Raw genomic sequence first — 24,182 nt, 5'->3', positions numbered from 1 at the left:
TTCCGCGAGGCGAGGGCGTCGTTTTTTCGACACTCTTTGGCGGCAGATGGGTATTCTCGCGAGCGCTAGAGTTTCCGAGGCGGGGCCAAGGCACTTTTCACGCGCCAGACCGTCTTACCTGCACGACTGTTTACCTATTTTTGAGGTGTGATTAATGAAAGCCTGGATCTGTGTGCCTTTGATTGCCCTGGCACTCGCCGGATGTGCCGGAAAAACCGCCTACCGTGACAGCTGCGGTAGCGGGCTTGATGCGGCGTGGCATGAACTGGATCTGGCCAAGGCCGAAGGTTTCGCCGGGACCGTCAGCTACTCCAAGGCCCTGTCGCTGTTGACGGCGGCCAAGACTCAGCAGCAATTTGAAGGGTTCGAAGGCTGCGCCAAGAAGGCCGAGAAGGCGCGTTTTTATATTCGTGAATCGCGCGCGGGGCGCTGAAAGCAGCTCTAAGCTCTAAGCTGCAAGCAATAAGTCGGTCGCCCCGGATTTCGGCTGGCGGCTTGCAGCTGTTTACGGAGTAAACCCCCATGATTAACCGGTTGGTGGCTCATGTCCTGGGCCTGGAAGTCCGTTTGCTGGCCTGTCAGGCACGCTTGAGTGCCCGCACCGACCCTGAAGCGCTGCACGATCTGCGTACCACGGTTCGCCGTTTGCGCAGTTTGCTGCGGCCATTGCGCGGCTTGCCCGGGGTCGAACAGCTGGAAGCAGCGGCGTCCCGGGTCGGCGACCTGACCACGCCGTTGCGCGATCGCGAAGTGCTGGCGGCGTACCTGCTCGAGCATGATCAACCCGAGGCTGCCCATCGGCGTATGGCGCAGATGGCCGAAGCTTACCCAGCGGTCGCGACGAGTCCTGAAGTGGCGCAGTTGCTGATGATCCTCGACGCCTTTCCGCGTTTTCTGCGGGCCTCCCAGCGTCAGGGCTTGCTCAAGGGCTTGCGCCAGCGCATCGAAAAACGTTTGGCCAAGCAGTGGAAAAAACTCGACAAAGCCCTGCACGATCCGGCGCATGATCGCCACCGTTTGCGCCTGCTGATCAAGCGTGTGCGTTACGGCATCGAAGCCTATCCCGAACTGGATCGACTGCCGAAAGCGGCAATGCCGCGCTTGAAGTCCGCGCAAGGTGCCTTGGGCGATTGGCACGACTGCTGGCAATGGCTGGTCAGGGCCGAACAGGAAGCCGATTTGCAGCCCTGCGTCGTGGCCTGGAAAACCGCCATGGCCAAAGCCGAAGGCCGCGCCGACCGCGTCCTCGACAAACTCAGCGCCGCTTGCTTCAAATCCTGAAACCACCATAAGACCGATCTATGTAGCAGCTGCCGAAGGCTGCGTTCGGCTGCGCAGCAGTCGTAAAGCCTGCCAATGCGGTTTACAGGTATACCGAGATAACCGGATTAGCGACTGCTACGCAGCCGAACGCAGCCTTCGGCAGCTGCTACAAAGGGCGGCGGCTCTATCCGGCTCATCTGTCAGTTCTTTTGGCCGGAATAAGCGCTGTGCCATCCCCACAGGCTGGTTAAGATCCCTTCATCCTTTTCCCGCACCGAGGTTTCCATGCGTTTTTCCGATCTGCTCGACGCTGTCCGCAGCCAGCCGCTGGAGCTGTCTATCCCGGCCAAATGGGCTCAGGGGCGTGCCAGTTTCGGTGGCCTGGTGGCCGCCTTGCAGTACGAAGCCATGCGCGCGAAAGTCCCGGCGGATCGTCCGGTGCGCTCGTTGGCGATCACCTTTGTCGGCCCGGTCGAGCCTGAAGTGCCGGTCAGCTTTGAAGTCGATGTGTTGCGCGAAGGGAAGGCTGTCAGCCAGGTGCTGGGTCGGGCAATGCAAAACGGCCAAGTGGTGACGTTGGTCCAGGGCAGCTTCGGCGCCTCGCGAGCGTCGGAAGTGGCGGTGATCGCCGAACCGGCACCCGAGATGAAGCACTGGGACGATTGTCAGGAACTGCCGTTCATCAAAGGCGTACTCCCGGAGTTCATGCAGCATCTGGCGATGCGCTGGAGCGTTGGCGGTCTGCCGTTCACGGGCAACAAATCCCGCGAGATGGGCGGCTGGGTGCGCTTGCGTGGGGACGTGAAGGAAGAAGCGGTCAGCGAAGCGCATATTTTGGCGCTGGTCGACGCCTGGCCACCGGCCCTGATGCCGCACCTGAGTAAACCGGCGATGGGCAGCACGCTGACCTGGACCATCGAATTCGTCCAGCCATTGCTGGAACTGAGCACGCTGGACTGGTGCAAATACCTGGTTGAAACCGAACATGCCGATGACGGCTACGGCCATGCGGCCGCGAAGCTGTGGAACGCGCACGGTCAGTTGATTGCCATGAGCCGGCAGACGGTGACGATTTTCGCCTGATCAGTGTCGACGGTGGCGCTCACGCCAGGCGCGCCACCAGCCGCCGCTCAGGAAGAACCGTGGGAAGGTCAGAAACTGCTCGACCAGCAAGCGCGACACGGCATCTTTGCGATCACTGAATGGCTCGGAGGCTTGCACCTCCAGGCTGTGACCGTGGCGTTGCAAGCCGAGGGCGGCGAGCAGGCCGATGACGCCAATCGCGACATTGGCGAAGCTCAGACTGAACACACCCGAGACAATCAGCAGAAACGCCACGATGAACAGCGGCACGGCAATCAGGTGCAGCACCAGATTGGTCGGGTGCTGGTGATTGTTGGGGTACGCTCGCCATTGCCAGGCGGGGAGGTTGGGGTGACGTTTGCCCATGATGGTAATCCTTGGTTCGTTGAGGCTCTTGAACAAAGAATAGGCCGGAGCAAACCAGTCGGCGAATCAAGGCTGGCTATCGGAGTGATAGGTGTCATGTTCAATATTGATGTCGAACAGGCTGACGCTATCGCGGGCAAGCCTTGCTCCTACAGGGGGAGGTGTTCGCAAACTCTGTGAACGACATCCATCCGTAGGAGCAAGGCTTGCCCGCGATGAGGGCCTTACAGTTTGAGCTGCCCTATGGCCTTGCTCAATTCCCCGGCCAACGCTGCCAGTTCATGGCTGGTGGTCGCCGAATCCACCGTCTGCTGCACGGTGGTCTCGGTGACGTCGCGAATGCTCACGATCGACCGATTCATCTCCTCCGCCACATGGCTCTGCTGCTCGGCCGCCACGGCGATCTGCGTGTTACTTTCACGCATCTGTGCCACGGCGCTGGTAATTTCCGCCAAGGCTGCGCCGGCTTCCTGAGCCTGCTGCACGCAATCGTCGGCCTTGAACGAGCTCTCCTGCATGAAATCTACCGCGTCCCGAGTCCCGGCCTGCAACGCGGAAACCATGATGGTGATCTCGTCAGTGGAGGTCTGGACACGTTTGGCCAGGTTACGCACTTCATCGGCGACCACCGCAAAACCGCGACCCATTTCACCGGCACGGGCCGCTTCAATCGCTGCGTTCAGCGCCAGCAGATTGGTCTGCTCGGCGATGCTGTGAATCACACCGACCACGCCATTGATCTTCTGACTGTCCTCAGCCAGACGCTGAATCATCTCGGCAGTCTGTTGCACCCCGCTGGACAAACCGGCAATCGACTTCTGCACCCGACTGACCACTTCCTGCCCGCTGCCGGCCAGAGTGTCGGCGGTTTGCGAGAGGTCGCGGGTGGCGCCGGCGTGCTGGGCAATGTGATAGACCGTGGCAGTCATTTCGTTGATTGCCGTGGCGGCCTGATCGGTTTCGCTTTGCTGGCCGAGCATGCCGTGACGCACCTCGTTCATGCTCGACGCCAGCCGCGCTGCGCCGACATCCAGTTGCCGGGCGGTGCTGGCGACGGTGTTGACCACTCGCTGGTAACCGGCCTGCATGGCGTTGAAGGCATTGGCCATCTGCCCGACTTCGTCAGTGCAGGCCAGCGGCACACGGGCCGACAGGTCACCGGTTTTCTCAACGTGAAGCATCACGTCCTTCAGCGTATTGAGCTGGCTGAGCAAGAAGCGAATCAGCAATTGCGAAGCGCCGAGCATCGCCAGCATCAGGATCGCCACCGCCACCGCATAGTTGGGAAAACGCTCGCCAAATACCTGGGTCAGGCTCGGGCCATGAGCAATTACCGCGACCTGGTTGCCATCCATGCGCGTAAACACTTCAGCGCCCATCAACGGGTTGTTGCCGAACAGCGGCATGGCATTGATTTCGACCCAGCCATTGGTATCGGCCAGTTCCAGTACCGGCTGCCCGTTCAGCAACGGTGCCTGCCCGCGACTGAACGTCAGCACATTATCGGCTTTGGGGAGAGGCTGCCCGGCGGGCCAGGCGTTGAGCAGTCGCGCCTGGGCTTGTGCCGATGCCTGATAAGCATGGCTGCGGGCCTGTTGTTCGAGCTGTACGGCGTACAACACCAGCAGCAAGGTCGTGACGAAGGCGACGGCGTTGACCGCCCAGAATTTGTATTTCAGCGAGATATTGCTAAGCCAGGCACCCATGGAGGTCTTCTCTGATAGCGGAAACAGTTTCGGCAAGGTGCCAGTATTGTGCCGCTACTCAGGGCGCCGGATCTTGATGTGGGTCAACGTTCCCGGCCATGCTCGCGCACAGGAATTGCGGGGCGTAATGCGCTATTCTTCGCGCCTTCAAAATTCCCTCGCTACAGGATTCCGCACCATGAAAGCCGCACTCGTCGAACTCATCAGCAAAATCAGCTCCGGGTGCATGAGCGATGACGAAATCCTGAAAGTCGCTGACGAAGCGGCCCAGGCCTACGCCGATCCAGAGGCTTTTCTGACGGCCAATCCGGATATCAACTACGACGAAACGTTCCCGATTCCGCTGGGCGAGTGGGTCGTCGTCGGCAGTTTGCCGGAGACCGTGCTGTTCCAGGCCGACACCTATGTGGACCTGTTCGCCCAGATCGTTTCCTCGTTCGGGCCCGGCGTTGATTTCAATATCAAGCCCAAGCAACTGGCCAAGACTGAAGCCCTGACCGCGCTCAATCGCATTCAGGTTCAGATGGGCAGCATGAACAAGGAAAATGGCGGTTACACGCTGATGAACTTCAGTCAGTTGCTCGACGACGAACTGCAAGTGGTGCTGGTCTACGGCAACGACGTGCCGCGCGTGCTCGAGTTGTGCGCCAAGGTTGGCATCGCTGCCGCGCCCTCGCTGGAAGCCCTCAAAATCGCCGTTCACGTTTAAAAAACGGAACCCTCGCAAGGCCCGGCTATCCTAAGAGTGCAAACCACTCTTAGGGAGCGACACCATGGGTTCCACGTTCAACGGTCTGATTGGCCTGATTATTCTTGCCCTGGACATCTGGGCAATCATCAACGTGCTCAAAAGTGGTGCCGACACAGGGATGAAAATCATCTGGGTGCTGCTGATCCTGCTGCTGCCGGTGCTGGGCCTGATCATCTGGGCGATTGCCGGGCCACGGGGCAACGTCCGAATCTGACTGCATCCCCGAAAACGACACCGAACCTGTGGGAGCTGGCTTGCCTGCGATTCAGGCGGCAAGGTCTGTCAGGCATACCGAGGCGATCCCATCGCAGGCAAGCCAGCTCCCACAGGGATTGTGTCGAGGCGTCAAGCGAGGTTCGACCTGTCATATCCCGCGACGTAGAATTCGCGCCTTGCCATCCGCATTCATCGGAGCACTTCCCATGAGCAACACCCCGACCAGCGAGTACCTGGAAACCCTCTACGAAGGCTACGGCCAGCGTTTTCGCATGGAAAAACTGTTGCACGAAGTGCGCACCGAACACCAACACCTGGTGATTTTCGAAAACCCGCGCATGGGCCGCGTCATGGCGCTGGACGGCGTGATCCAGACCACCGAAGCCGACGAATTCATCTACCACGAGATGTTGACCCACGTCCCGATCCTGGCGCATGGCAGCGCCAGGCGCGTGCTGATCATCGGTGGCGGCGACGGCGGCATGCTGCGTGAAGTGGCCAAGCACCGCAGCATCGAGCACATCACCATGGTCGAGATCGACGGCACCGTAGTCGACATGTGCAAGGAGTTCCTGCCGAACCACTCCAAGGGTGCGTTCGACGATCCACGCCTGAACCTGGTGATCGACGACGGTATGCGTTTCGTCGCCTCCACCACCGAAAAATTCGACGTGATCATTTCCGACTCCACCGATCCGATCGGCCCGGGCGAAGTGCTGTTCTCGGAAAACTTCTACCAGGCCTGCCGTCGCTGCCTGAACGAAGGCGGCATCCTGGTGACCCAGAACGGCACGCCGTTCATGCAAATCGAAGAAGTCAAAACCACCGCCGGGCGTCTGCGCAGCCTGTTCCCGGACTGGCACTTCTATCAGGCGGCCGTGCCGACCTACATCGGCGGCGCCATGACCTTCGCTTGGGGCGCGACCAATACCGCCTATCGCAAATTGTCCCGCGAAACCCTGCAGCAGCGTTTCGCCGGCAGCGGCATCATCACCCGCTACTACAACCCGGAAATCCACATCGGCGCGTTCGCCTTGCCGCAATACGTTCTGCAGGCTGTGAACAAGCCTAGCAACGACTGATATCGAGCAAGCCAGAAAGGGCCCTCTCAGGTTGTGTGAAAACACACCGGAGACGGCCCTTTTTTCATGCTTCACTTATAGAAGGTCCGGTTGAACGATTGGCCGGGGAAGAATGTCGAGATACATGTAAACCCATCCATGGGTTTTATCGAGGAGGCACCTGATGCAAAAGTGGAAAGTCACTTTCGTTGATGATCACGGTGAAAAAGTTGACGAAGTGTTCGAGAGCGATGAATGCCCGAACAACGAAGAGGCCGCGAAGCTCATTCGCGCCCGGTGTCTGCCTGTGGCTGCCGAACTGGACCTCAACGATCTGGAAGGGCGCACCGATGATCCGACTGTCAAAAGTCTGAAGACCCAGTACAGCATTGAAATCCTCAGCATCACGCCAATCTGAACATCTCCTGTCACATTCCTAACCAGGCCTTGGCAGCGCCTCTATCTTGAGGCTACTCTGCAATCGAGATCAGCGAACGGATCGCTAAGGTCTGGTCTTGTCAGCTACATGCTTGCTTCCCACCGGCAACGTTGTTGCCGCATCGCTCGCCCCATTCGGTTGCGAGCGCCGGGAATACGGAAAGTCTATCCATCAGTCTGAGGGGGACGTTTCATGAGCACAGCCTATCAAGAAGACATCAGCACCAGCGTCTTGCGCCGCATGAAAGAAGGCGGTTTCGACTTTTCACGATTCCATCCCATCGAGTTCTACGCCATTTTCCCGGACGAGGAGCGGGCACGCAGGGCGGCAGGGCATTACTGCGGTGAATCCTTGAATGCACAAATCAGCGTGCGCGACGACGGCGCGTGGTACCTGGAACTGAGCAAAGTGATGTACGCCACCTATGACGGCATCGGCGATTTTGAGCAGGATTTCGAGGCGGTGGTTGAGCCTTTGGGCGGCATCATCGAAGGATGGGGCGTCAAGCAGGAGGTACGAGGGCGACTCGCATAACATATGAACAGTGACAACACTCAGCAACGGCTGACCTCAGGGTTGGCCGTTTTCGTTTTCGCGGTTTGAGAAGGCCAAAGATCGCAGCCTCGTTTTCTCCTGTAGGAGCTGTCGAGTGAAACGAGGCTGCGATCTCTTGATCGTGTTTTTGATTCATAACGTTTCAAAAACGCAAAAAAAAGCCGCATAAACAGGCGGCTAAAGGGAAGTTCATCAAGATTTTCAGCGAATGCGCGGATTATCCGCATCGACTCCCGGGCAGTGAAATCAACTCTGGCTATGCTGGTGATAGGCGACAACATTGCTTCGCAATGAAGCGGGGGCGATCAGGTGGGGGCATTTACCGCACAGGATTGGTGCGGTGCGTGCAGTGCGATTATCCAACTGATTGATATCAAAGCGTTTATGCCGATGGCACGGGCTTTGCGAAGCCCAGATGTCCGGGTGACAAGGAGTACGGCATGATCCGCACCTATTTTGATGAGATGTACGATGCCGGCGGCCAGGTCCGCCCGCATTATCGGGAGTTTGCCCGTTGGCTGGCCGAAACGCCTGACGAGCTTTTGGCACAACGGCGACGCGAGGCCGATCTGTTATTTCATCGCGCCGGGATTACCTTCACGCTCTATGGTGATGAGCAAGGGACAGAGCGCCTGATTCCCTTCGACACCATCCCCCGCAGCATCCCCGCCAGTGAGTGGCGAGTTGTCGAGCGCGGCTGCATTCAGCGGGTCAAGGCGTTGAACATGTTCCTCGCCGACCTCTATCACGAGCAGCGCATTATCAAGGCCGGCATCATTCCGGCCGAGCAGGTGCTGGCCAACGAGCAGTATCAGTTGGCGATGCAAGGGCTGAATCTGCACCGCGATATCTATTCCCACATCTCCGGTGTCGATCTGGTGCGCGATGGCGACGGCACGTACTACGTGCTTGAAGACAATCTTCGTACACCGAGCGGCGTCAGCTACATGCTTGAAGACCGCAAGATGATGATGCGGTTGTTCCCCGAGCTGTTCGCGGCCCAGCGCATTGCCCCTATCGACCACTATCCGAACCTGTTGCTCGACACCCTGAAAAGCTCCAGCCCGATTGATAACCCGAGCGTGGTGGTACTGACGCCGGGTCGTTTCAACAGCGCGTTCTTTGAACATGCGTTTCTGGCGCGGGAAATGGGCGTTGAGCTGGTGGAAGGCGCGGACCTGTTCGTGCGTGATGACAAGGTGTTCATGCGCACCACGGACGGGCCGAAAGCCGTCGACGTGATCTACCGTCGCCTCGACGATGCGTTCCTTGATCCGCTGGCGTTCAACCCGGACTCGATGCTTGGCGTTCCAGGACTGCTGTCGTCGTATCGCTCCGGCAACGTCGTGCTGGCGAATGCCATCGGCACCGGGGTCGCGGACGACAAGTCGGTGTATCCATTCGTCACGGACATGATCCGTTTCTACCTGGATGAAGAGCCGATTCTGAAGAATGTGCCGACGTGGCAGTGTCGTAATCCCTCCGAACTGTCCCACGTACTGGCCAATCTTCCGGAACTGGTGGTCAAGGAAACCCAGGGCTCCGGCGGTTACGGAATGCTGGTCGGGCCGGCGGCGACGGCGGCGGAAATCGAGTCTTTCCGCGCGCGGATCAAAGCCAAGCCCCATGCGTACATCGCGCAACCGACGTTGTCCCTGTCGACCTGTCCGACCTTTGTCGAAAACGGCATTGCTCCACGCCACATCGACCTGCGTCCGTTTGTATTGTCTGGCCGCGAAACCCGGGTTGTGCCCGGTGGTTTGACCCGTGTTGCCCTGCGCGAAGGCTCCCTGGTGGTGAATTCATCCCAGGGCGGTGGAACCAAGGACACCTGGGTGGTCGAGGATTGAAGGAAGCCTGCCATGTTAAGTAGAACTGCCTCGGATTTGTATTGGATGTCGCGTTACCTGGAGCGGGCGGAAAACCTCGCACGGATGCTCGACATCAGTTATTCGCTGTCGCTGATGCCACAGGATGGTCGTGGTGATGGCCTGCATGAACTCGCCATGCCGTTGTTGATCACTGGCACCCTGGACGATTACCTGGAACGCCACGGCGAATTGCACGCTGAACGGCTGCTGCATTTCTTCGCTCTGGACGCGGCCAACCCGGCGAGCATCTACAGCTGCCTCGGCGCCGCGCGGGCCAGTGCCCATGCGGTGCGTGGGCGAATCACCGCCGACATGTGGGAAAACATCAATGCCACCTGGCTGGAAATTCGCGGAATTGCCGATCAGGGCTTGAGTCGCTACGGCATGAGCCGTTTCTGCGAGTGGATCAAGGAACGTTCCCACCTGTTCCGGGGCGCGTCCTACGGCACGATCATGCGTAACGACGCGTTCCGCTTTATTCGTCTGGGGACGTTTATCGAAAGGGCCGACAACACGTTGCGCCTGCTCGATGCCCGCTACGAAATGGCTGGCGATCAGGCAGAGGCGGTCAGCGATGGTACCGCTCACGCGTATTACCAGTGGAGTGCATTGCTGCGGGCGTTGTCCTCGTTCGAGGCCTACACCGAGATATACCGCGATGCGCCCGGCGCCCGGCATGTGGCCGAGTTGCTGTTGCTGCGTGCTGATGTGCCGCGGTCATTGCGCGCCTGCACCGAAGAAATCGACCAGATCCTTGCCCAGTTGCCGGGGGCCAACGGCCGTCCCGCGCAACGCCTGGCAGCGGAAATGGACGCACGCCTGCGCTACACCGGCATCTCCGAAATTCTCGACGAAGGCCTGCATGCCTGGCTGACCGAGTTCATCCCGCTGGTGCGCCAGTTGGGTAACGCCATACACAGTTCCTACCTGGAGGCTGCATGAGACTTTCCATTAGCCACGAGACCACCTATCACTACGAAGATCAGGTGCGGGCGAGCATCCAGTACCTGCGACTGACACCCCACGACAGCGAGCGCCAGCACGTGCTCAGCTGGCAGCTCGACTTGCCGCGCCCGGTGCGCGCGCAACTCGATCCGTTCGGCAACATCCTGCACGTGCTGACCATGGACGAGCCTCACGAGGCGATCATCATCGGCGCCCGGGGCCAGGTGGACATCGACGAATTGCGTGAGGCGGAACATGAAAGCCAGTCGGCGCTGCCGTTCCTGCGTTTCACGCGCCTGACCGAAGCCGACGAAGCCCTGCGTGCGTTCGCCGAGAAGGAGTGCAAGCAACGCCGGGATCGCACGGCGTTGATCGACTTGATGCATGGCCTGAACCAGCACATGACCTACACGCCGGGCTCCACCGAAGTGGACACCAGCGCCGCGCAGGCCTTCGCTGGGCGTTCGGGCGTTTGCCAGGACCACACCCACGCGTTTCTCGCCTGCGCTCGCAGCCTGGGCATTCCGTCGCGTTATGTGTCGGGCTATTTGTACAGCGAGAACAGCGAACACCTGGCCAGTCACGCCTGGGCGGAAGCCTGGCTCGATGACGCCTGGTACAGCTTTGACGTGACCAATGAATTGGCGCGGCCTGAGCGTCATCTGAAACTGGCGGTGGGTCTGGATTACCTGGATGCCTGCCCGGTGCGTGGCATGCGGCGTGGCGGTGGTTGCGAGCAGATGCATGCGAAGGTGTTTGTGTCACCGACACCCATGCCGATTATCTCAGTCCAACAGCAATAATCCGGATCACCACAAAACCCCTGTGGGAGCGAGCTTGCTCGCGATAGCGTCGTATCAGCCAGCACTTCTGTGACTGATACGACGCTATCGCGAGCAAGCTCACTCCCACAGGGGAATGGTGTCAGGGTTTAACCTTGCGCCCAGCCATGTGCTTCAAATACCCCACCAACCTCTCCAGATCCCCGTCCGGCAACACCGTCGCCGAAAACCCGGGCATCTTCGCCTGAGGCCACTGGCGCAAGCTCTGCGGATCACGAATGTAGCGCTTGAGGAAATCCGCGCCGAAGTACTCGGTCGGGTTAAACGGAATATTCAGGTCCGGTCCAAACTGCGCATCCCCGGCGCCGTTCAATCGATGGCACGCCAGGCAATTCTTCTGAAACAGCGCAAAACCCTTATTCACCGGATCATCAGCCTTCAACGCCGGATCGGGCAGCAGGGCAGGGAAGCGCTCGGCCACCGGTGCCAAGCGCTTGATGCTCGCCACTTGAAAGGGCCATTGCTCGGGACTGATATCGCCCGTCTGAGGATCGGTCCAGACCAGATAGAACGGCCCTGCGCCGGGTTTGCCTTCCGACAGCGGTGGCCACGGCTTGGCAGGTTCTTCAATCGCCAACCATGCGCGCGCACCCTGGGAATTGAGTAACGGTGCGGCTGACAGTTCTGCCGCAAAACCATCCAGGGCTACTGCCTGTAAATGGTCTTCAGGCTTGATGCCCGTCAACAACGCAGCGACCGGAACAGCGCGATAGCTCATGTCCCGTTTGTAGGAAACGTCGTTACTGATGGTGATGGTCTGAGCCTGAGGATGCTTGAGCAATTCCTCGGTTTGCCAGGTGCGACTGCTCGCGCCGAGCTCAAGGTTCAGCTGTGCGGCAGACAGAGGCGTGCTGAGCAGCAAGGCCCCGAACAGAATGAGCGTTTTCAAGTGATCGCCGTCCATGTCGTGGAAGTGCCGCAAAGGTTGGCACACCCACGCTGGCCCGGGTAGCGAACCAGTCACATTTTTAGAGGGCGATGTAAAACCCGGCGCCGTATTTTTTATTGACCGACTAGCCGATCACCTTGGTCAGGTTCGGCAAAATCAACAACAGCGTAGTGGCGAAAAGAATGAGCCCGGCTTGACGTACTTTCGATTGTTTGAACATGGCTTGACCGCCTTTATTGTTATTTCCTGATGCCTGCCTGCATTTCTCCATGACGGCAGCGCGTTGCACTTCCTGTTTGACGAGCGCCTCGGCAAAACCCGACGACAACTTCGTACAAGTTCACCTTAGAGCCCGCGTCACGCTTGGTTTAGATCCATTTCGTATGGACTTCACATGAATTGCTCTTAAAAAGACATGAGGCCTATTGCCAGCTTCTTGGGCGCCCGTTTGCTAGACAGCTTGGTGTCCTCAATCGGTTAATCCGGTGGTTGCCTACCGTCCGTCTGAGCGTGACCGTCAACGTCTGTGAGCACTGCGGTCATTGAATCCATGGGCGCTCGGCCTAAGGTAAGCGTGCAGTTCAAAAGATCGCAGCCTTCGGCAGCTCCTACCGAGGATGCGGCCGTGTAGGAGCTGCCGAAGGCTGCGATCTTTTGATTTTTATACCTACCCACCGTCGGTTCGAGGACGTCATGACCCAAGCTTTGATTTTCGACGCGTTACGCACGCCCCGCGGCAAAGGCAAGGCCAATGGCGCCTTGCATAGCGTCAAACCGGTGAACCTGGTAGCCGGGCTGCTCACGGCGCTGCAACAACGCACGTCTCTCGATACCAGTCAGGTCGACGATGTGGTACTTGGCTGCGTGACGCCCATCGGCGACCAGGGTTCCGACATCGCCAAAACCGCGACCCAGGTGGCGGATTGGGACGTCAGCGTGGCGGGTTTGCAGATCAACCGCTTCTGCGCCTCGGGGTTGGAGGCGGTGAACCTTGGGGCGATGAAAGTGCGTTCCGGCTTTGAAGACCTGGTGGTGGTCGGTGGTGTCGAGTCCATGTCCCGCGTGCCGATGGGCAGCGATGGCGGCGCCTGGGCACAGGACCCGGAAACCAGTTTTCACAGCCATTTCGCCCCTCAAGGCGTGGGCGCTGACCTGATCGCCACGATCGAAGGCTTCAGCCGTCAAGACGTCGATGCCTATGCGCTGCACTCTCAGCAAAAGGCTGCGCGGGCAAGGGCCGACGGTTCGTTCAACAAATCGCTGGTGCCGGTGCATGACCAGAACGGCATCATCTTGCTAGATCACGATGAATTCATCCGCGCCGGATCGACCATGGAAGGCTTGGGCCAGCTCAAGCCGAGCTTCGAGATGATCGGGCAAATGGGCTTTGATGCCACCGCGCTTCGGGTCTTCAGCCATGTCGAGCGGATCAACCACGTGCACACGGCGGGTAACAGTTCCGGGATCGTCGATGGCGCGGCGCTGATGCTGATCGGCTCCGAAGCCAAGGGCCGGGCGCTGGGCTTGCAACCGCGGGCGCGAATCGTCGCCACGGCGGTCACCAGCACCGACCCGACCATCATGCTCACCGGCCCCGCGCCGGCCACCCGCAAGGCACTGGCCAAGGCCGGGCTGCGGGTTGAAGACATTGATCTGTTCGAGGTCAACGAAGCTTTCGCCTCGGTGGTGCTGAAATTCATCAAGGACATGGCGATCGACCCGGACAAGGTCAATGTCAACGGCGGCTCCATCGCCATGGGCCACCCGCTGGGTGCCACTGGCTGCGCGATCCTCGGCACGCTGCTCGACGAACTGGAAACCCGGCGCCTGCGCTATGGCCTCGCGACGCTGTGTGTCGGCGGCGGCATGGGCATCGCCACCATCATCGAACGCCTCTGAGCTCCGACCGACTTCAAGGAAGCACTTTCATCATGACTGAAGCCATTCGTTACGAAAAAGGTCAGGACCAGATCGTCGTCCTGACCATCGACATGCCGGGCCAGAGCGCCAACACCATGAACGCGGTCTACCGCGAAGCCATGGCCGCGTGTGTTGCCAGACTGGTTGCCGACAAAGACACCATCGCCGGCGTGATCATCACCTCGGCCAAGAAAACCTTTTTCGCCGGCGGCGACCTCAATGAACTGATCAAGGTCGGCAAGCCTGAAGCCAAAGCCTTTTACGACATGGTGCTGACACTCAAAGGGCAGCTGCGCACCCTGGAAACCCTCGGCAAACCGGTGGTCGCCGCGATCAACGGCGCCGCGTTGGGCGGCGGTTGGGAAATTTGCCTGGCGTGCCATCACCGGGTTGCGCTGGACGATTCTTCGGTGCAACTCGGCTTGCCGGAAGTGACCCTCGGCCTGTTGCCGGGCGGCGGCGGGGTGGTGCGCATGGTGCGGATGCTTGGTATTGAAAAAGCCTTGCCCTATCTGCTCGAAGGCAAAAAAGTCCGGCCGCAGCAGGCGTTGCGGGCAGGTTTGATTGATGAGTTGGCGGCGGATCGTGATGAACTGCTGGCCAAGGCTCGCGCCTGGATTATCGCCCATCCTTCAGCTGTGCAGCGCTGGGACGTGAAGGGTTACCAGATTCCGGGGGGCACGCCGTCGAACCCGAAAGTCGCGCAAATGCTGGCCATCGCGCCGTCGATCCTGCGCAGCAAAACCCAGGGCTGCCTGCCCGCGCCAGAGAAAATCCTCTGCGCCGTGGTGGAAGGTGCTCAGGTGGATTTCGACACCGCGCACTTGATCGAAACCCGCTACTTCACCGAATTGACCACCGGCCAGGTGTCGAAAAACCTGATTGGTACGTTCTGGTTCCAGCTCAACGAAATCAATGCCGGCAGCTCGCGGCCCCAGGACTTTGCACCCTACGTGACGCGTCGCGTGGGTGTGCTGGGCGCAGGCATGATGGGCGCCGGAATCGCCTTTGCCAGCGCGTCGGCCGGCATCGATGTGGTGCTCAAGGACATCAATCTTGCGGCCGCGCAGAAGGGCAAGGCTCATTCGGCGGCGCTGCTGGACAAGAAGGTTGCGCGTGGCCAATTGAGTGCCGATCAGCGCGATGCAACGCTGGCGCGAATTCACCCCACTGAAAGCGATGCCGATCTGGCCGGTTGTGATCTGATCATTGAAGCGGTGTTTGAAGATCGCGATCTGAAAGCCAAGGTCTCTTCGGCGGCGCAAAAAGTCGTTGGCCCGGATGCGGTGATTGCTTCCAACACGTCGACCTTGCCAATCAGCGGCCTCGCGACCGCCGTGCCGGATCAGAGCAAGTTCATCGGCCTGCATTTCTTCAGCCCGGTGGAGAAAATGCCCCTGGTGGAAATCATCAAGGGCGCCCACACCAGCGACGAAACCCTGGCTCGCGGGTTCGATTTCGTCCTGCAAATCAAGAAAACCCCGATTGTGGTCAACGACAGTCGCGGTTTCTTCACCTCGCGGGTGTTCGGCACATTCACCAACGAAGGCATCGCCATGCTGGGCGAAGGCGTGAGCGCGCCGATGATCGAGACGGAAGCGCGCAAGGCCGGCATGCCGATCGGACCTCTGGCGATCTCCGACGAAGTTTCCCTCAGCCTGATGAGCCATATCCGCCAGCAAACCGCCAAAGACCTGCAAGCAGAAGGGAAACCGCTGATTGAGCACCCGGCGTTCGCCGTGATTGACTTGCTGCTCAACGAATACAAGCGTCCGGGCAAGGCTGCTGGTGGTGGTTTCTACGATTATCCGGCCCGTGGGCAGAAGCATCTGTGGCCAGAGCTGAAAAGCCGTTTCGAGAAGGCTGACGGGCAGATTTCGCCGAAGGACGTGCGTGATCGGCTGCTGTTCGTGCAAGCCATCGAAACAGTGCGCTGTGTGGAGGAGGGTGTGTTGACCTCGACGGCGGATGCCAACGTCGGCTCGATCTTCGGCATCGGCTTCGCCGCCTGGACCGGCGGCGCGCTGCAATTCATCAATCAGTACGGCGTGAAAGATTTCGTCGCCCGCGCCCAGTACCTGGCGGAGCAGTATGGCGAGCGATTCGCACCGCCTGCGCTATTGCTGGAGAAAGCGGCTAAAGGGGAGGCGTTCTAGGGGACGGATGATGCATTCCGGGGCTTGCCTTGCCACTGTGTTTCAAGGCAGGCTCAGGGGTGTGCATTATTCCCATCAAGTGTCAGGTATTTTTTATGTCTTTACGCATCTGCATTCTGGAAACCGACATCCTGCGTCCGGAACTGGTCGATCAATATCAGGGTTACGGGCAGATGTTCCAGCGTCTGTTTTCGCAGCAACCCATCGCTGCCGAGTTCACCGTGTACAACGTGATGCAGGGCGAATATCCCGGCGATGAGCTGACCTTCGACGCCTATCTGGTCACTGGCAGCAAGGCCGATTCCTTCGGCACCGACCCGTGGATTGAAACCCTCAGGGCTTACCTGCTGACCCGCTATGAGCGCGGCGACAAACTGCTGGGCGTGTGCTTCGGGCATCAACTGTTGGCGCTGCTGCTGGGCGGCAAGAGCGAACGTGCGACCCAAGGCTGGGGCGTCGGCACCCACAAGTACAAACTCGCCGCCAAGGCGCCGTGGATGAGCCCGGTGAGGGAAGAACTGACCTTGTTGATCAGCCATCAGGACCAGGTCACCGCGCTCCCGGAAAACGCCACGGTTATTGCTTCCAGCGAATTCTGCCCGTTCGCCGCGTACCACATCAACGATCAGGTGCTGTGCTTCCAGGGGCATCCGGAATTCATTCACGATTACTCGCGCGCGCTGTTGGATATTCGTCAGGAAGCGCTGGGTGAGCAGATCTATTCGAAAGGTATGGCGAGCCTTGAGCACGACCATCACGGCACTACCGTTGCGGAGTGGATGATGCGATTTGTGGCGCACAAGCCAGCGGCTAAAACGGTTTAACGAGCCGACACATAACCTGTGGCGAGGGAGCTTGCTCCCGCCGGACTGCGTAGCAGTCCCTTTTTGGGGCTGCTTCGCGACCCAGCGGGAGCAAGCTCCCTCGCCACAATGCCTGTCACAACCACCCGGACTTCTTGAAACTCGCCCACAAACTTACGCACCCCACCGCAATAACCCCCAACACCCCGAAATATCCGTAATGCCAACTCAACTCCGGCATGTCCTGAAAGTTCATCCCGTAAATCCCTGCCACCGCCGTCGGGAACGCCAGAATCGCCGCCCACGCCGCAAACTTGCGCTGCACCACGCTTTGGCGTGACGCCTCCAGCAATACCCCAACCTCAATGGTCTGGCTGGCAATGTCCGCCAGGGTCGTCAAGTCTTCCATCTGCCGCGTGACGTGGATCTGCACATCGCGAAAGTACGGGCGCATGTTCTTGTCGATGAACGGAAAATTGAGCTTTTGCAGTTCCTCGCCAATCTCCACCATCGGCGCCGCATAACGACGCAAACGCAATACATCTCGGCGCAGACTATGGAGTTTTTGAATGTCACGCTCGTTCAGGGAACTACACATGACGTTGCGTTCCAGCTCATCGATCTCGGCATGGATCGCTTCGCCCATGGGCTGGTAGTTTTCGATGACGAAGTCGAGGATGGCATAGAGTACGAAATCTTCCCCGTGCTCCAGCAATAGCGGACGCGCCTCACAGCGCTGTCGGACATGGGCGTAGGACGCCGAGTGACCGTTGCGTGCGGTAATGATGTAACCGTTGCCGGCAAAGATGTGAGTCTCGATGAACTCCAGTTTGCCTTCATGCCGGATCGGCGAATACGTGACGATGAACAGTGCGTCGCCGAAGGTTTCCAGTTTCGGCCGACTGTGTTTTTCCAGGGCGTCTTCGATGGCCAGTTCGTGCAGGTTGAACTGGCGTTGCAGATTGAACAGCTCCTGGGCGTTCGGCTCTTCCAGGCCGATCCAGACAAAGTGGCCAGGCTTTGCAGCCCAGGCAGCGCCTTCGTCGAGGGTGATATTGGTGACTTTCTTACCGGCGCTATAAACCGCAGCAGCAACAACTCTACCCATGATAGTGATTCACTTCTTATTGGCAGCTTTCTATTAGCAAAGATGGCAGTGGCAGGCAGTGTCCAGCTTAGCCGTGTCTACTGCTTGAGAGTCAGTGAAATCTGTTGAGTTCGTAGGCAAAAGCTCGCAGGCAAAAGAAAACCCGCACAAGGCGGGTTTCTTTTACGCGGCTTGCAGTTGCCGATCCATCGAAGCGATGCACTCGCGCATCTGCTCGCGACACTGGGCAATCAGCAGCGGCATGTCATCCAGGCTCAATCCAGCCGTAGGAATCGCCGGTAACGAGCGGATCAGAATCTTCCCACTGCGCCAACGGTTCAATCGCATGTGTTTAACGTAACTGCTGACACACACCGGAACAATCGGCACGCCGGCGGCAATGGCCATTTGAAAGGCGCCTTTCTTGAACGGGAGCAACTCTTCACCCAGGTTGCGCGTGCCTTCCGGGAAGACCCAGATCGAAGTGTCTTCATTCTGCAGCGTGTGGGTAGTGGTCAGCATCGACTGGCGCGCTTTCTGCGCATTGCCGCGATCGATCAGCACATTGCCGGCCAGCCAGAACAACTGACCAAACAGCGGCACCCACTTCAGACTCTTCTTGCCGATACACACGGTGCGGCGGGGCACCACGTTGCCGAACACAAACAGATCGTAGTTGGACTGGTGGTTGGCGATGATCACGCAGCTGTCGGGTTTATCCATCAGCGGTCCGACGTCGGCCTTCACCCGCAGACGCAAAATGCACATCGCCGGCCATGCATAAAGACGCGCACACAAACGGCTGTTGTCCGGATTGAACGGTCGGCACAGGCCGAGCATCACCCCAAGCACACCGGCCAGAATAAAGTGCAGGCCCATCAATAACATACGAAACACAAACAGCATTTACAGGCCCCACCGGGACAAAAGGTGGCGCAGTGTACGGATGTGCACTGTTTTCGGCAATTGCCGCTATAGAGGTGGGAGATAGGCGATGTTTGAGCGCATGTTTCCGACTTATGGGTCAGACGCGCTCTAGAGCGGTTGTCGGCTTTTCAACGGAGCGCGTAAGAAAAAGCCCGACACGACGGTCGGGCTTTTCGGTGCGGCACGTTTGGGTTTAAACCAAAAAATCCTGATCCTGGATGATCGCGTTGTCCAGCCTCTCCAGCAGCGCTTTGCGCACTTTGAGCTTGGTGTTCTTGTGAGCGGTCATGTTGATCTTCTTCAACTGACGAGCCGCCGCCAGCGCCGCGCCTTGCAGCTCTTCGGCCGACACCACCAGGTCGAAGAAACCGGCATCCACGGCACTCTGCGGATTAAACATCTCGGCATTGATCACCGAACGGTGGAACGCCGACTTGCGCAGACGATCACGGGCCAGTTCGATACCGGCGTGGTGCATGGTCATGCCGATCTGCACTTCGTTCAGGCCAATGGTGAACGGGCCGTCGACACCAATGCGGTAATCCACAGACAACAGCAGGAACGCGCCCTTGGCCACCGCATGCCCAGGGCACGCCACGATCACCGGGAACGGGTGCGCCAACAGGCGACGGGCCAGGGTCGAACCGGCAGTCACCAGCGCCACGGCTTCTTTAGGACCGGAGGTCATCACCTTCAAGTCATAACCACCCGACAGCATCCCGGGCGTACCGGTAATGATCACCACCGCACGATCAGTTACCGCCTGATCCAGCGCGGCGTTAAACGCAGCAATCACGTCCGGAGAGATGGCATTGACCTTGCCATTGCTCAAGGTCAGGGTCGCGATACCGTCTTCGAGATGGTAGGAAATCAACTCACTCATGACGCTATTCCTTTCAATAAAGTAGGGCAGACGTTACCCACCGCCGCAGGCCAGGTAAAGCGCCGTGACTGACCGCCCAGTCACCCTTTCCCCGCCCGGCAAGCGTCGCCCGCCACCCCAGCCGCACATTCCCCTCTATATAGAGGAGGGCGCGAAGCCGGAGATTGGCGGGTTTGCCATGGACTGGAACCCGCGCGAACGACTGAAACGCTAAGCGCATGAAAATTCTGCAAAAAAAGTTTGCCATCGGAAAAGCTTTCGACTACATTAGCGCGCCTCGACAGACAGAACATGTTTGACGAGATACGGTGAAGTGTCCGAGTGGCTTAAGGAGCACGCCTGGAAAGTGTGTATACAAGAAATTGTATCGAGAGTTCGAATCTCTCCTTCACCGCCAAATTCGATGTAACCAAAACCCCTGATTTCGAGAGAAGTCAGGGGTTTTGTGGTTTCTGGCGTCTGGATTTCGTGGATGCCAATGTTATTGACCCAAGCCCATCGGCGAAGGCGCTTCCGAAATTCATGTAGGACGGGTGATAGGCATGTGGGAAGTAATGCTGGAAAGCCAGGTAGTTGGGTGCTTTCATAGGTTTCGGCACCTGACACGAGCCGTTTCGTGAGGGGTATTCGCTTTGCGCCTTTAGGGTACAAAATGAATCAACGGCAAGGCACATGACGCGGCCTATTATCTGGAAGGACGAACGCACGTTATGCAGGAATTCACCATGGAACAGGCCGAACTGGAAAAGGTTCACGTGGAGATCGTCAAGCTGATGGCTGAGCAGCGCAAGCTGAACGCCGAGGCCGGGAAGATGACCCGTGAAACTTTTTGGTATCCGGTGGCTGTAGCGACTGGGTTGATTGGCACGGTGGCTACTGTCACAACTGTGTTGGTCAAGCTGCTCTAACCTGTTGGACTGCCCAAACCCCCTCGAATGGAATCGACACTATGTCTCGCCCTCGCGCCGCTTCCCGCCGCATGGCTATTTCCCTCACAGCCATGTTGATGAGTACCGTCTCCTTATTAGCCATCGCATCCACAACCAATACTTTCCCCGACGCCGAAGCCAGCGACCCCGCAAAACTAGGCTGGATGGTCGGCTCGCCACCACCTGCAGATCGCACCGTGCGTTTCGAAGATGGCAGCTATTTCCAGTTCCCGGCGATGCGCTGGAGTGTCTCGAACTTCCGTCAACTGATGCCTACGATCAACGTTTCAAGGGGGCTCGGTGCGCCGGTTCCATTGGTATCTGCGCTGCGCAATGACATCGATGCGATCAGCTTCGTCCCGCTTGGCGCGAAGGCTCCGATGACCTGGGAGCAATCCCTCGCGGCGACCTACACCGACGGGATTGTGGTGATGCATCGCGGGAAAGTTGTCTACGAGCGTTACTTTGGCGTGCTGAAGCCTGAAGGCCAGCACGCGGCAATGTCGGTGACCAAGTCCGTGGTCGGCACATTAGGGGCGATGTTGGTGGCTGAAGGGCGAATCGATGCGAACAAGCACGTCGCCGAATACGTCCCCGAACTGACGGCTTCCGCGTTTGGCAGCGCCACGGTGCGCCAGGTCCTCGATATGACGACCGGCCTCAAATACAGCGAAGACTACGCCGACCCGAACGCCGAGGTCTGGGCCCATGCAAAAGCTGGCAGCCCTCTGCCCAAGCCAAAGGACTACAGCGGTCCGCGAAGTTACTACGAGTTTTTGCAGACGGTTCAACCGCAAGGCGAACACGGCAGCGCGTTCGGCTACAAGACCGTCAATACCGATGTACTGGGCTGGATCATCGCTCGAGCGACGGGTCGCAACGTCGCACAGTTGTTATCGGAGCGGATCTGGAGCCGTTTGGGGGCTGAGCAGGACGCTTATTTCACGGTGGACTCCATCGGCACTCCGTTTGCTGGGGGCGGCTTGAACACGGGCTTGCGTGACCTGGCGCGATTTGGCGAGATGTTGCGTAATGACGGCCAGTTCAACGGTCAGCAAATCGTGCCCCAAGCGGTGGTTGACGACCTCCGTCGCGGCGGCGACAAGCAGGCATTCGCCCAGGCGGGTTACGATTTGTTGAAGGATTGGAGCTACCGTTCAATGTGGTGGGTGACCAACAAAGAGGGTGGAGCCTTCATGGCGCGTGGGGTCCATGGGCAACGCATTTATGTCGACCCGAAAGCCGAGATGGTGATTGTTCGCTACGCCTCCCATCCGGTCGCCAGTAACTCGGCTAATGATCCGGTTACCTTGCCGGCGTTTGATGCGCTAGCTCAACATCTGTCCAGGTTGCCTTGAGTAATTATCCCCGGCCATGAAGAAGGAAATTTAATGATCACCACCACAACCCACACCATCGAAGGCCGACAAATCACCGCCTATCTGGACATCGTCAGTGCCGAGTCGGTGCAGGGGGTCAACGTGATCCGCGATATGTTCGCCGGGATGCGGGATTTTTTCGGTGGGCGCTCTCAGACATTGGAGCGGGCGTTGAAGGAAGCACGGATTCAGGCAACCGACGAGTTGAAGGAACGGGCGCGGGCACTTCAGGCTGATGCGGTGGTGGGGCTTGATTATGAGATCAGCATGCCGGCCGGGAAGGGCGGGATGGTGGTGGTGTTTGTGACCGGGACGGCGGTCAAGTTGAGGTGAATGTGGTCACGAGGCCGTTCGTCGGGGACGCAATAATCTGAACTACAAGTCCGGTAATGACTGACTAGTCTCAAACGCGTTGAAGGTCGATATTTTTCGGGCAAATAGGGCTTGCCGGTGTCGACCCTTTTTTGAGAGGGGAAAGGTATGGCTGATTCGTATATCGAAGACGACGGGTCTGAGTTTCCGATCAACAATTGCGTGCAGTGTGGTCAAGCGGAGTATATGGCGGGCTTTGGTGAAAACCGGGTCCAGGTCGCCAAATTGAAATCCAAGGCGCCCCGAACTGTAAAGTCGAAATTCTTGCCCAAGAGGATGCCGTCTTCCAGGATGTAACCGTCAACCGGACAGCCCCCGCCATTGAGCGGGGTTTTTATTTTCACAAGGTCGGCTGTTGGGATTTGGACTACAGATACACAACACGCTGTTGGTGTTTTTTTTCACAAACTTTTCACACCTGCCTACGTAGGCTCAACTCATCCGTTAGAAAGCAGTACCTGGCCCGTTCCCCAGCGGGCTTTTTTTTGCCTGTCATAAAACCTTTTCTAAAAACGCTGTCCAACCGTCGCCTATTGCGAGGTTGTGCCCGTGCGTGTCTGGACTTTGTCTCCTTTAAAGCATTCAATCTCGCCCCTTTCGGTTACCCCCTTTTTTGAGGTTCTTGTCATGCGTTTAACACTGCCTGCTTTGGTTCTGGGGCTTTTGGTTGCTCAAGGTGCGATGGCTGCGGGTGATGGCACTGCCGCCATCGGTGGTGGTTTGGGTGGCGCGCTGGGTAATGTGGTCGGCCAGAGCATGGGCGGCAGCACCGGTGCAGCGATTGGTGCTGGTGTTGCGGGCGCGGCTGGCAGTGCTGTTGCTGCACGCAAAGGCAGCCGCACTAAAGCCGCCATTGGTGGTGGTGTCGGCGCGGCCGGCGGTTCGGTGATCGGCAACAGCCTGGGCGGCAAGACCGGTTCCACCATTGGCGCAGGCTTGGGCGGCGCATTGGGCGGCGGCGTGGGCAGCAATCTGGCCAAAGGTCACAAGCGTCACTGATCCTGATCGATCAGCTCAAAAAGCCCGGCTTGATGCCGGGCTTTTCGTATCTGGATGTTTCTTCTTCGCGCTCTTCGGAACTACAGCTGTCCAACAATCAACGCTGGCGTGGAGAAAAAGCTAGAATCCCGCCATCCGTAACGCGTTCTCTTACCCCCGATACGGAATTTAGAGGTTCATATCATGCGTTTGACATTGTCCACGTTGGTTCTGGGACTTTTGGTCGCTCAAGGTGCAATGGCCGCCGGTGACGGCACCGCTGCAGTTGGCGGTGGTATTGGCGGTGCGCTAGGTAACGTGGTCGGCCAGCAAATGGGCGGCAGCACGGGTGCCGCGATTGGCGCCGGTGTAGGTGGCGCGGCAGGTAGCGCGGTCGGCGCGAACAAAGGCAGTCGCACAGAAGCGGCGATTGGTGGTGGTTTGGGGTCGGCTGGTGGCTCGGTGATTGGTAATAGCCTCGGCGGTTCTACCGGTTCGACCATTGGCGCAGGCCTGGGCGGCGCGGCGGGGGGGGCAGTCGGCAACAACCTGGGTAGCGACAGCGGCAGTTCGCACTCCGGTAACGGCCACAAACATAAGCATAAAAATAAGCACAGAAACAAACATCACTGATTCGACATCGAGCTACACCAGAAACCCGGCCTAGCGCCGGGTTTTTCGTTTCTGATCGTAGGACTCAGGAACGTTTGGTCGTAGGCCGCCTCGAACTTCATACACCCCAGAATGCTGTGAGGCATGCC

General features: G+C 58.7%; 26 protein-coding genes and 1 tRNA gene. 21 read left to right on the top strand and 6 right to left on the bottom strand.

What is annotated here, in order from left to right; genetic code table 11:
- Positions 1–154: 154 nt before the first annotated feature.
- The 3 genes from ACA079_RS23005 to ACA079_RS22995 all read left to right on the top strand — a co-directional run bounded on the left by ACA079_RS23005 (position 155) and on the right by ACA079_RS22995 (position 2,346).
- Positions 155–433, top strand: coding sequence for a hypothetical protein (locus ACA079_RS23005; RefSeq protein WP_046047942.1), 279 nt, complete (start codon positions 155–157; stop codon positions 431–433).
- An 89-nt stretch (positions 434–522) separates the two neighbouring features.
- The gene (locus ACA079_RS23000; protein WP_497701051.1) at positions 523–1,281 is read left to right on the top strand and encodes a CHAD domain-containing protein; all 759 of its coding nucleotides are present in this window, start codon (positions 523–525) and stop codon (positions 1,279–1,281) included.
- 267 nt (positions 1,282–1,548) lie between these two features.
- Positions 1,549–2,346 (top strand): acyl-CoA thioesterase, encoded by a 798-nt coding sequence (locus ACA079_RS22995; RefSeq protein ID WP_497701050.1) that lies wholly within the window; start codon positions 1,549–1,551, stop codon positions 2,344–2,346.
- Here the strand turns inward: ACA079_RS22995 and ACA079_RS22990 are convergent, their stop codons facing one another.
- Both ACA079_RS22990 and ACA079_RS22985 read right to left on the bottom strand, forming a co-directional pair.
- Complete coding sequence (locus tag ACA079_RS22990) at positions 2,347–2,712, bottom strand: terminase (protein ID WP_497701049.1); 366 nt, start codon at positions 2,710–2,712, stop codon at positions 2,347–2,349. It lies immediately after the preceding gene.
- A gap of 224 nt (positions 2,713–2,936) precedes the next feature.
- Positions 2,937–4,418: a methyl-accepting chemotaxis protein gene (locus tag ACA079_RS22985; protein WP_497701048.1), complete on the bottom strand. Its 1,482-nt coding sequence runs from the start codon at positions 4,416–4,418 to the stop codon at positions 2,937–2,939.
- A gap of 178 nt (positions 4,419–4,596) precedes the next feature.
- Here ACA079_RS22985 and ACA079_RS22980 point away from each other — a divergent pair, with 178 nt between their 5' ends.
- The 8 genes from ACA079_RS22980 (at position 4,597) to ACA079_RS22945 (ending at position 11,059) form a co-directional block, all read left to right on the top strand.
- Positions 4,597–5,127 carry a hypothetical protein gene (locus tag ACA079_RS22980; RefSeq protein WP_046047937.1) on the top strand — a complete coding sequence of 177 codons (531 nt, stop codon included), beginning with the start codon at positions 4,597–4,599 and terminating at the stop codon, positions 5,125–5,127.
- Between the two features lie 64 nt (positions 5,128–5,191).
- Positions 5,192–5,383, top strand: coding sequence for a PLDc N-terminal domain-containing protein (locus ACA079_RS22975; RefSeq protein WP_008148797.1), 192 nt, complete (start codon positions 5,192–5,194; stop codon positions 5,381–5,383).
- Positions 5,384–5,591: 208 nt separating this feature from the next.
- On the top strand, positions 5,592–6,467 hold the full coding sequence (gene speE, locus ACA079_RS22970) for a polyamine aminopropyltransferase (RefSeq protein WP_497701047.1): 876 nt from the start codon (positions 5,592–5,594) through the stop codon (positions 6,465–6,467).
- 163 nt (positions 6,468–6,630) lie between these two features.
- On the top strand, positions 6,631–6,864 hold the full coding sequence (locus tag ACA079_RS22965) for a hypothetical protein (protein ID WP_497701046.1): 234 nt from the start codon (positions 6,631–6,633) through the stop codon (positions 6,862–6,864).
- 213 nt (positions 6,865–7,077) lie between these two features.
- Complete coding sequence (locus tag ACA079_RS22960; protein WP_008148805.1) at positions 7,078–7,419, top strand: ribonuclease E inhibitor RraB; 342 nt, start codon at positions 7,078–7,080, stop codon at positions 7,417–7,419.
- A 461-nt stretch (positions 7,420–7,880) separates the two neighbouring features.
- Positions 7,881–9,290: a circularly permuted type 2 ATP-grasp protein gene (locus ACA079_RS22955; RefSeq protein ID WP_008148806.1), complete on the top strand. Its 1,410-nt coding sequence runs from the start codon at positions 7,881–7,883 to the stop codon at positions 9,288–9,290.
- A 12-nt stretch (positions 9,291–9,302) separates the two neighbouring features.
- Positions 9,303–10,253 carry an alpha-E domain-containing protein gene (locus tag ACA079_RS22950; protein ID WP_497701045.1) on the top strand — a complete coding sequence of 317 codons (951 nt, stop codon included), beginning with the start codon at positions 9,303–9,305 and terminating at the stop codon, positions 10,251–10,253.
- Positions 10,250–11,059: a transglutaminase family protein gene (locus ACA079_RS22945; protein WP_283183697.1), complete on the top strand. Its 810-nt coding sequence runs from the start codon at positions 10,250–10,252 to the stop codon at positions 11,057–11,059. Before ACA079_RS22950 ends, ACA079_RS22945 begins: the two co-directional genes overlap by 4 nt.
- 121 nt (positions 11,060–11,180) lie before the next feature.
- Here the strand turns inward: ACA079_RS22945 and ACA079_RS22940 are convergent, their stop codons facing one another.
- The gene (locus ACA079_RS22940; RefSeq protein ID WP_497704366.1) at positions 11,181–12,002 is read right to left on the bottom strand and encodes a c-type cytochrome; all 822 of its coding nucleotides are present in this window, start codon (positions 12,000–12,002) and stop codon (positions 11,181–11,183) included.
- A gap of 678 nt (positions 12,003–12,680) precedes the next feature.
- On the opposite strand from ACA079_RS22940, the gene ACA079_RS22935 reads away from it, so the two are divergent.
- The 3 genes from ACA079_RS22935 (at position 12,681) to ACA079_RS22925 (ending at position 16,887) form a co-directional block, all read left to right on the top strand.
- The gene (locus tag ACA079_RS22935; RefSeq protein ID WP_497701044.1) at positions 12,681–13,886 is read left to right on the top strand and encodes an acetyl-CoA C-acetyltransferase; all 1,206 of its coding nucleotides are present in this window, start codon (positions 12,681–12,683) and stop codon (positions 13,884–13,886) included.
- 32 nt (positions 13,887–13,918) lie between these two features.
- A complete protein-coding gene (locus tag ACA079_RS22930; RefSeq protein ID WP_497701043.1) occupies positions 13,919–16,063 on the top strand; it encodes a 3-hydroxyacyl-CoA dehydrogenase NAD-binding domain-containing protein in 2,145 nt (714 codons plus the stop codon).
- A gap of 95 nt (positions 16,064–16,158) precedes the next feature.
- On the top strand, positions 16,159–16,887 hold the full coding sequence (locus tag ACA079_RS22925; RefSeq protein ID WP_497701042.1) for an amidotransferase: 729 nt from the start codon (positions 16,159–16,161) through the stop codon (positions 16,885–16,887).
- Between the two features lie 115 nt (positions 16,888–17,002).
- Here ACA079_RS22925 and ACA079_RS22920 read toward each other — a convergent pair whose 3' ends face one another.
- The 3 genes from ACA079_RS22920 to ACA079_RS22910 all read right to left on the bottom strand — a co-directional run bounded on the left by ACA079_RS22920 (position 17,003) and on the right by ACA079_RS22910 (position 19,763).
- Positions 17,003–17,974 (bottom strand): magnesium and cobalt transport protein CorA, encoded by a 972-nt coding sequence (locus ACA079_RS22920; protein ID WP_497701041.1) that lies wholly within the window; start codon positions 17,972–17,974, stop codon positions 17,003–17,005.
- A 162-nt stretch (positions 17,975–18,136) separates the two neighbouring features.
- Positions 18,137–18,859: a 1-acylglycerol-3-phosphate O-acyltransferase gene (locus ACA079_RS22915; RefSeq protein WP_497267184.1), complete on the bottom strand. Its 723-nt coding sequence runs from the start codon at positions 18,857–18,859 to the stop codon at positions 18,137–18,139.
- 214 nt (positions 18,860–19,073) lie between these two features.
- On the bottom strand, positions 19,074–19,763 hold the full coding sequence (locus ACA079_RS22910) for a crotonase/enoyl-CoA hydratase family protein (RefSeq protein ID WP_497701040.1): 690 nt from the start codon (positions 19,761–19,763) through the stop codon (positions 19,074–19,076).
- 64 nt (positions 19,764–19,827) lie between these two features.
- Between ACA079_RS22910 and ACA079_RS22905 the strand changes: the two genes are divergently transcribed.
- From ACA079_RS22905 to ACA079_RS22875, 7 genes are all read left to right on the top strand, one after another.
- Positions 19,828–19,977: a hypothetical protein gene (locus ACA079_RS22905; RefSeq protein WP_497701039.1), complete on the top strand. Its 150-nt coding sequence runs from the start codon at positions 19,828–19,830 to the stop codon at positions 19,975–19,977.
- A gap of 93 nt (positions 19,978–20,070) precedes the next feature.
- Positions 20,071–20,160, top strand: a tRNA-Ser gene (locus ACA079_RS22900).
- Between the two features lie 328 nt (positions 20,161–20,488).
- Positions 20,489–20,671, top strand: a complete 183-nt coding sequence (locus ACA079_RS22895) for a hypothetical protein (protein WP_082459027.1) — start codon at positions 20,489–20,491, stop codon at positions 20,669–20,671.
- 92 nt (positions 20,672–20,763) lie between these two features.
- Positions 20,764–22,050: a serine hydrolase domain-containing protein gene (locus ACA079_RS22890; RefSeq protein ID WP_497704365.1), complete on the top strand. Its 1,287-nt coding sequence runs from the start codon at positions 20,764–20,766 to the stop codon at positions 22,048–22,050.
- A gap of 33 nt (positions 22,051–22,083) precedes the next feature.
- Positions 22,084–22,404, top strand: coding sequence for a YbjQ family protein (locus tag ACA079_RS22885; RefSeq protein WP_095130296.1), 321 nt, complete (start codon positions 22,084–22,086; stop codon positions 22,402–22,404).
- Between the two features lie 666 nt (positions 22,405–23,070).
- Positions 23,071–23,442 carry a hypothetical protein gene (locus ACA079_RS22880; RefSeq protein WP_059404653.1) on the top strand — a complete coding sequence of 124 codons (372 nt, stop codon included), beginning with the start codon at positions 23,071–23,073 and terminating at the stop codon, positions 23,440–23,442.
- A 183-nt stretch (positions 23,443–23,625) separates the two neighbouring features.
- On the top strand, positions 23,626–24,054 hold the full coding sequence (locus ACA079_RS22875; RefSeq protein WP_415770391.1) for a glycine zipper domain-containing protein: 429 nt from the start codon (positions 23,626–23,628) through the stop codon (positions 24,052–24,054).
- Positions 24,055–24,182 lie beyond the last annotated feature (128 nt).

It is taken from the genome of Pseudomonas sp. LBUM1645 (assembly GCF_059716185.1).
This window is presented reverse-complemented; position numbering and strand designations above follow the sequence as displayed.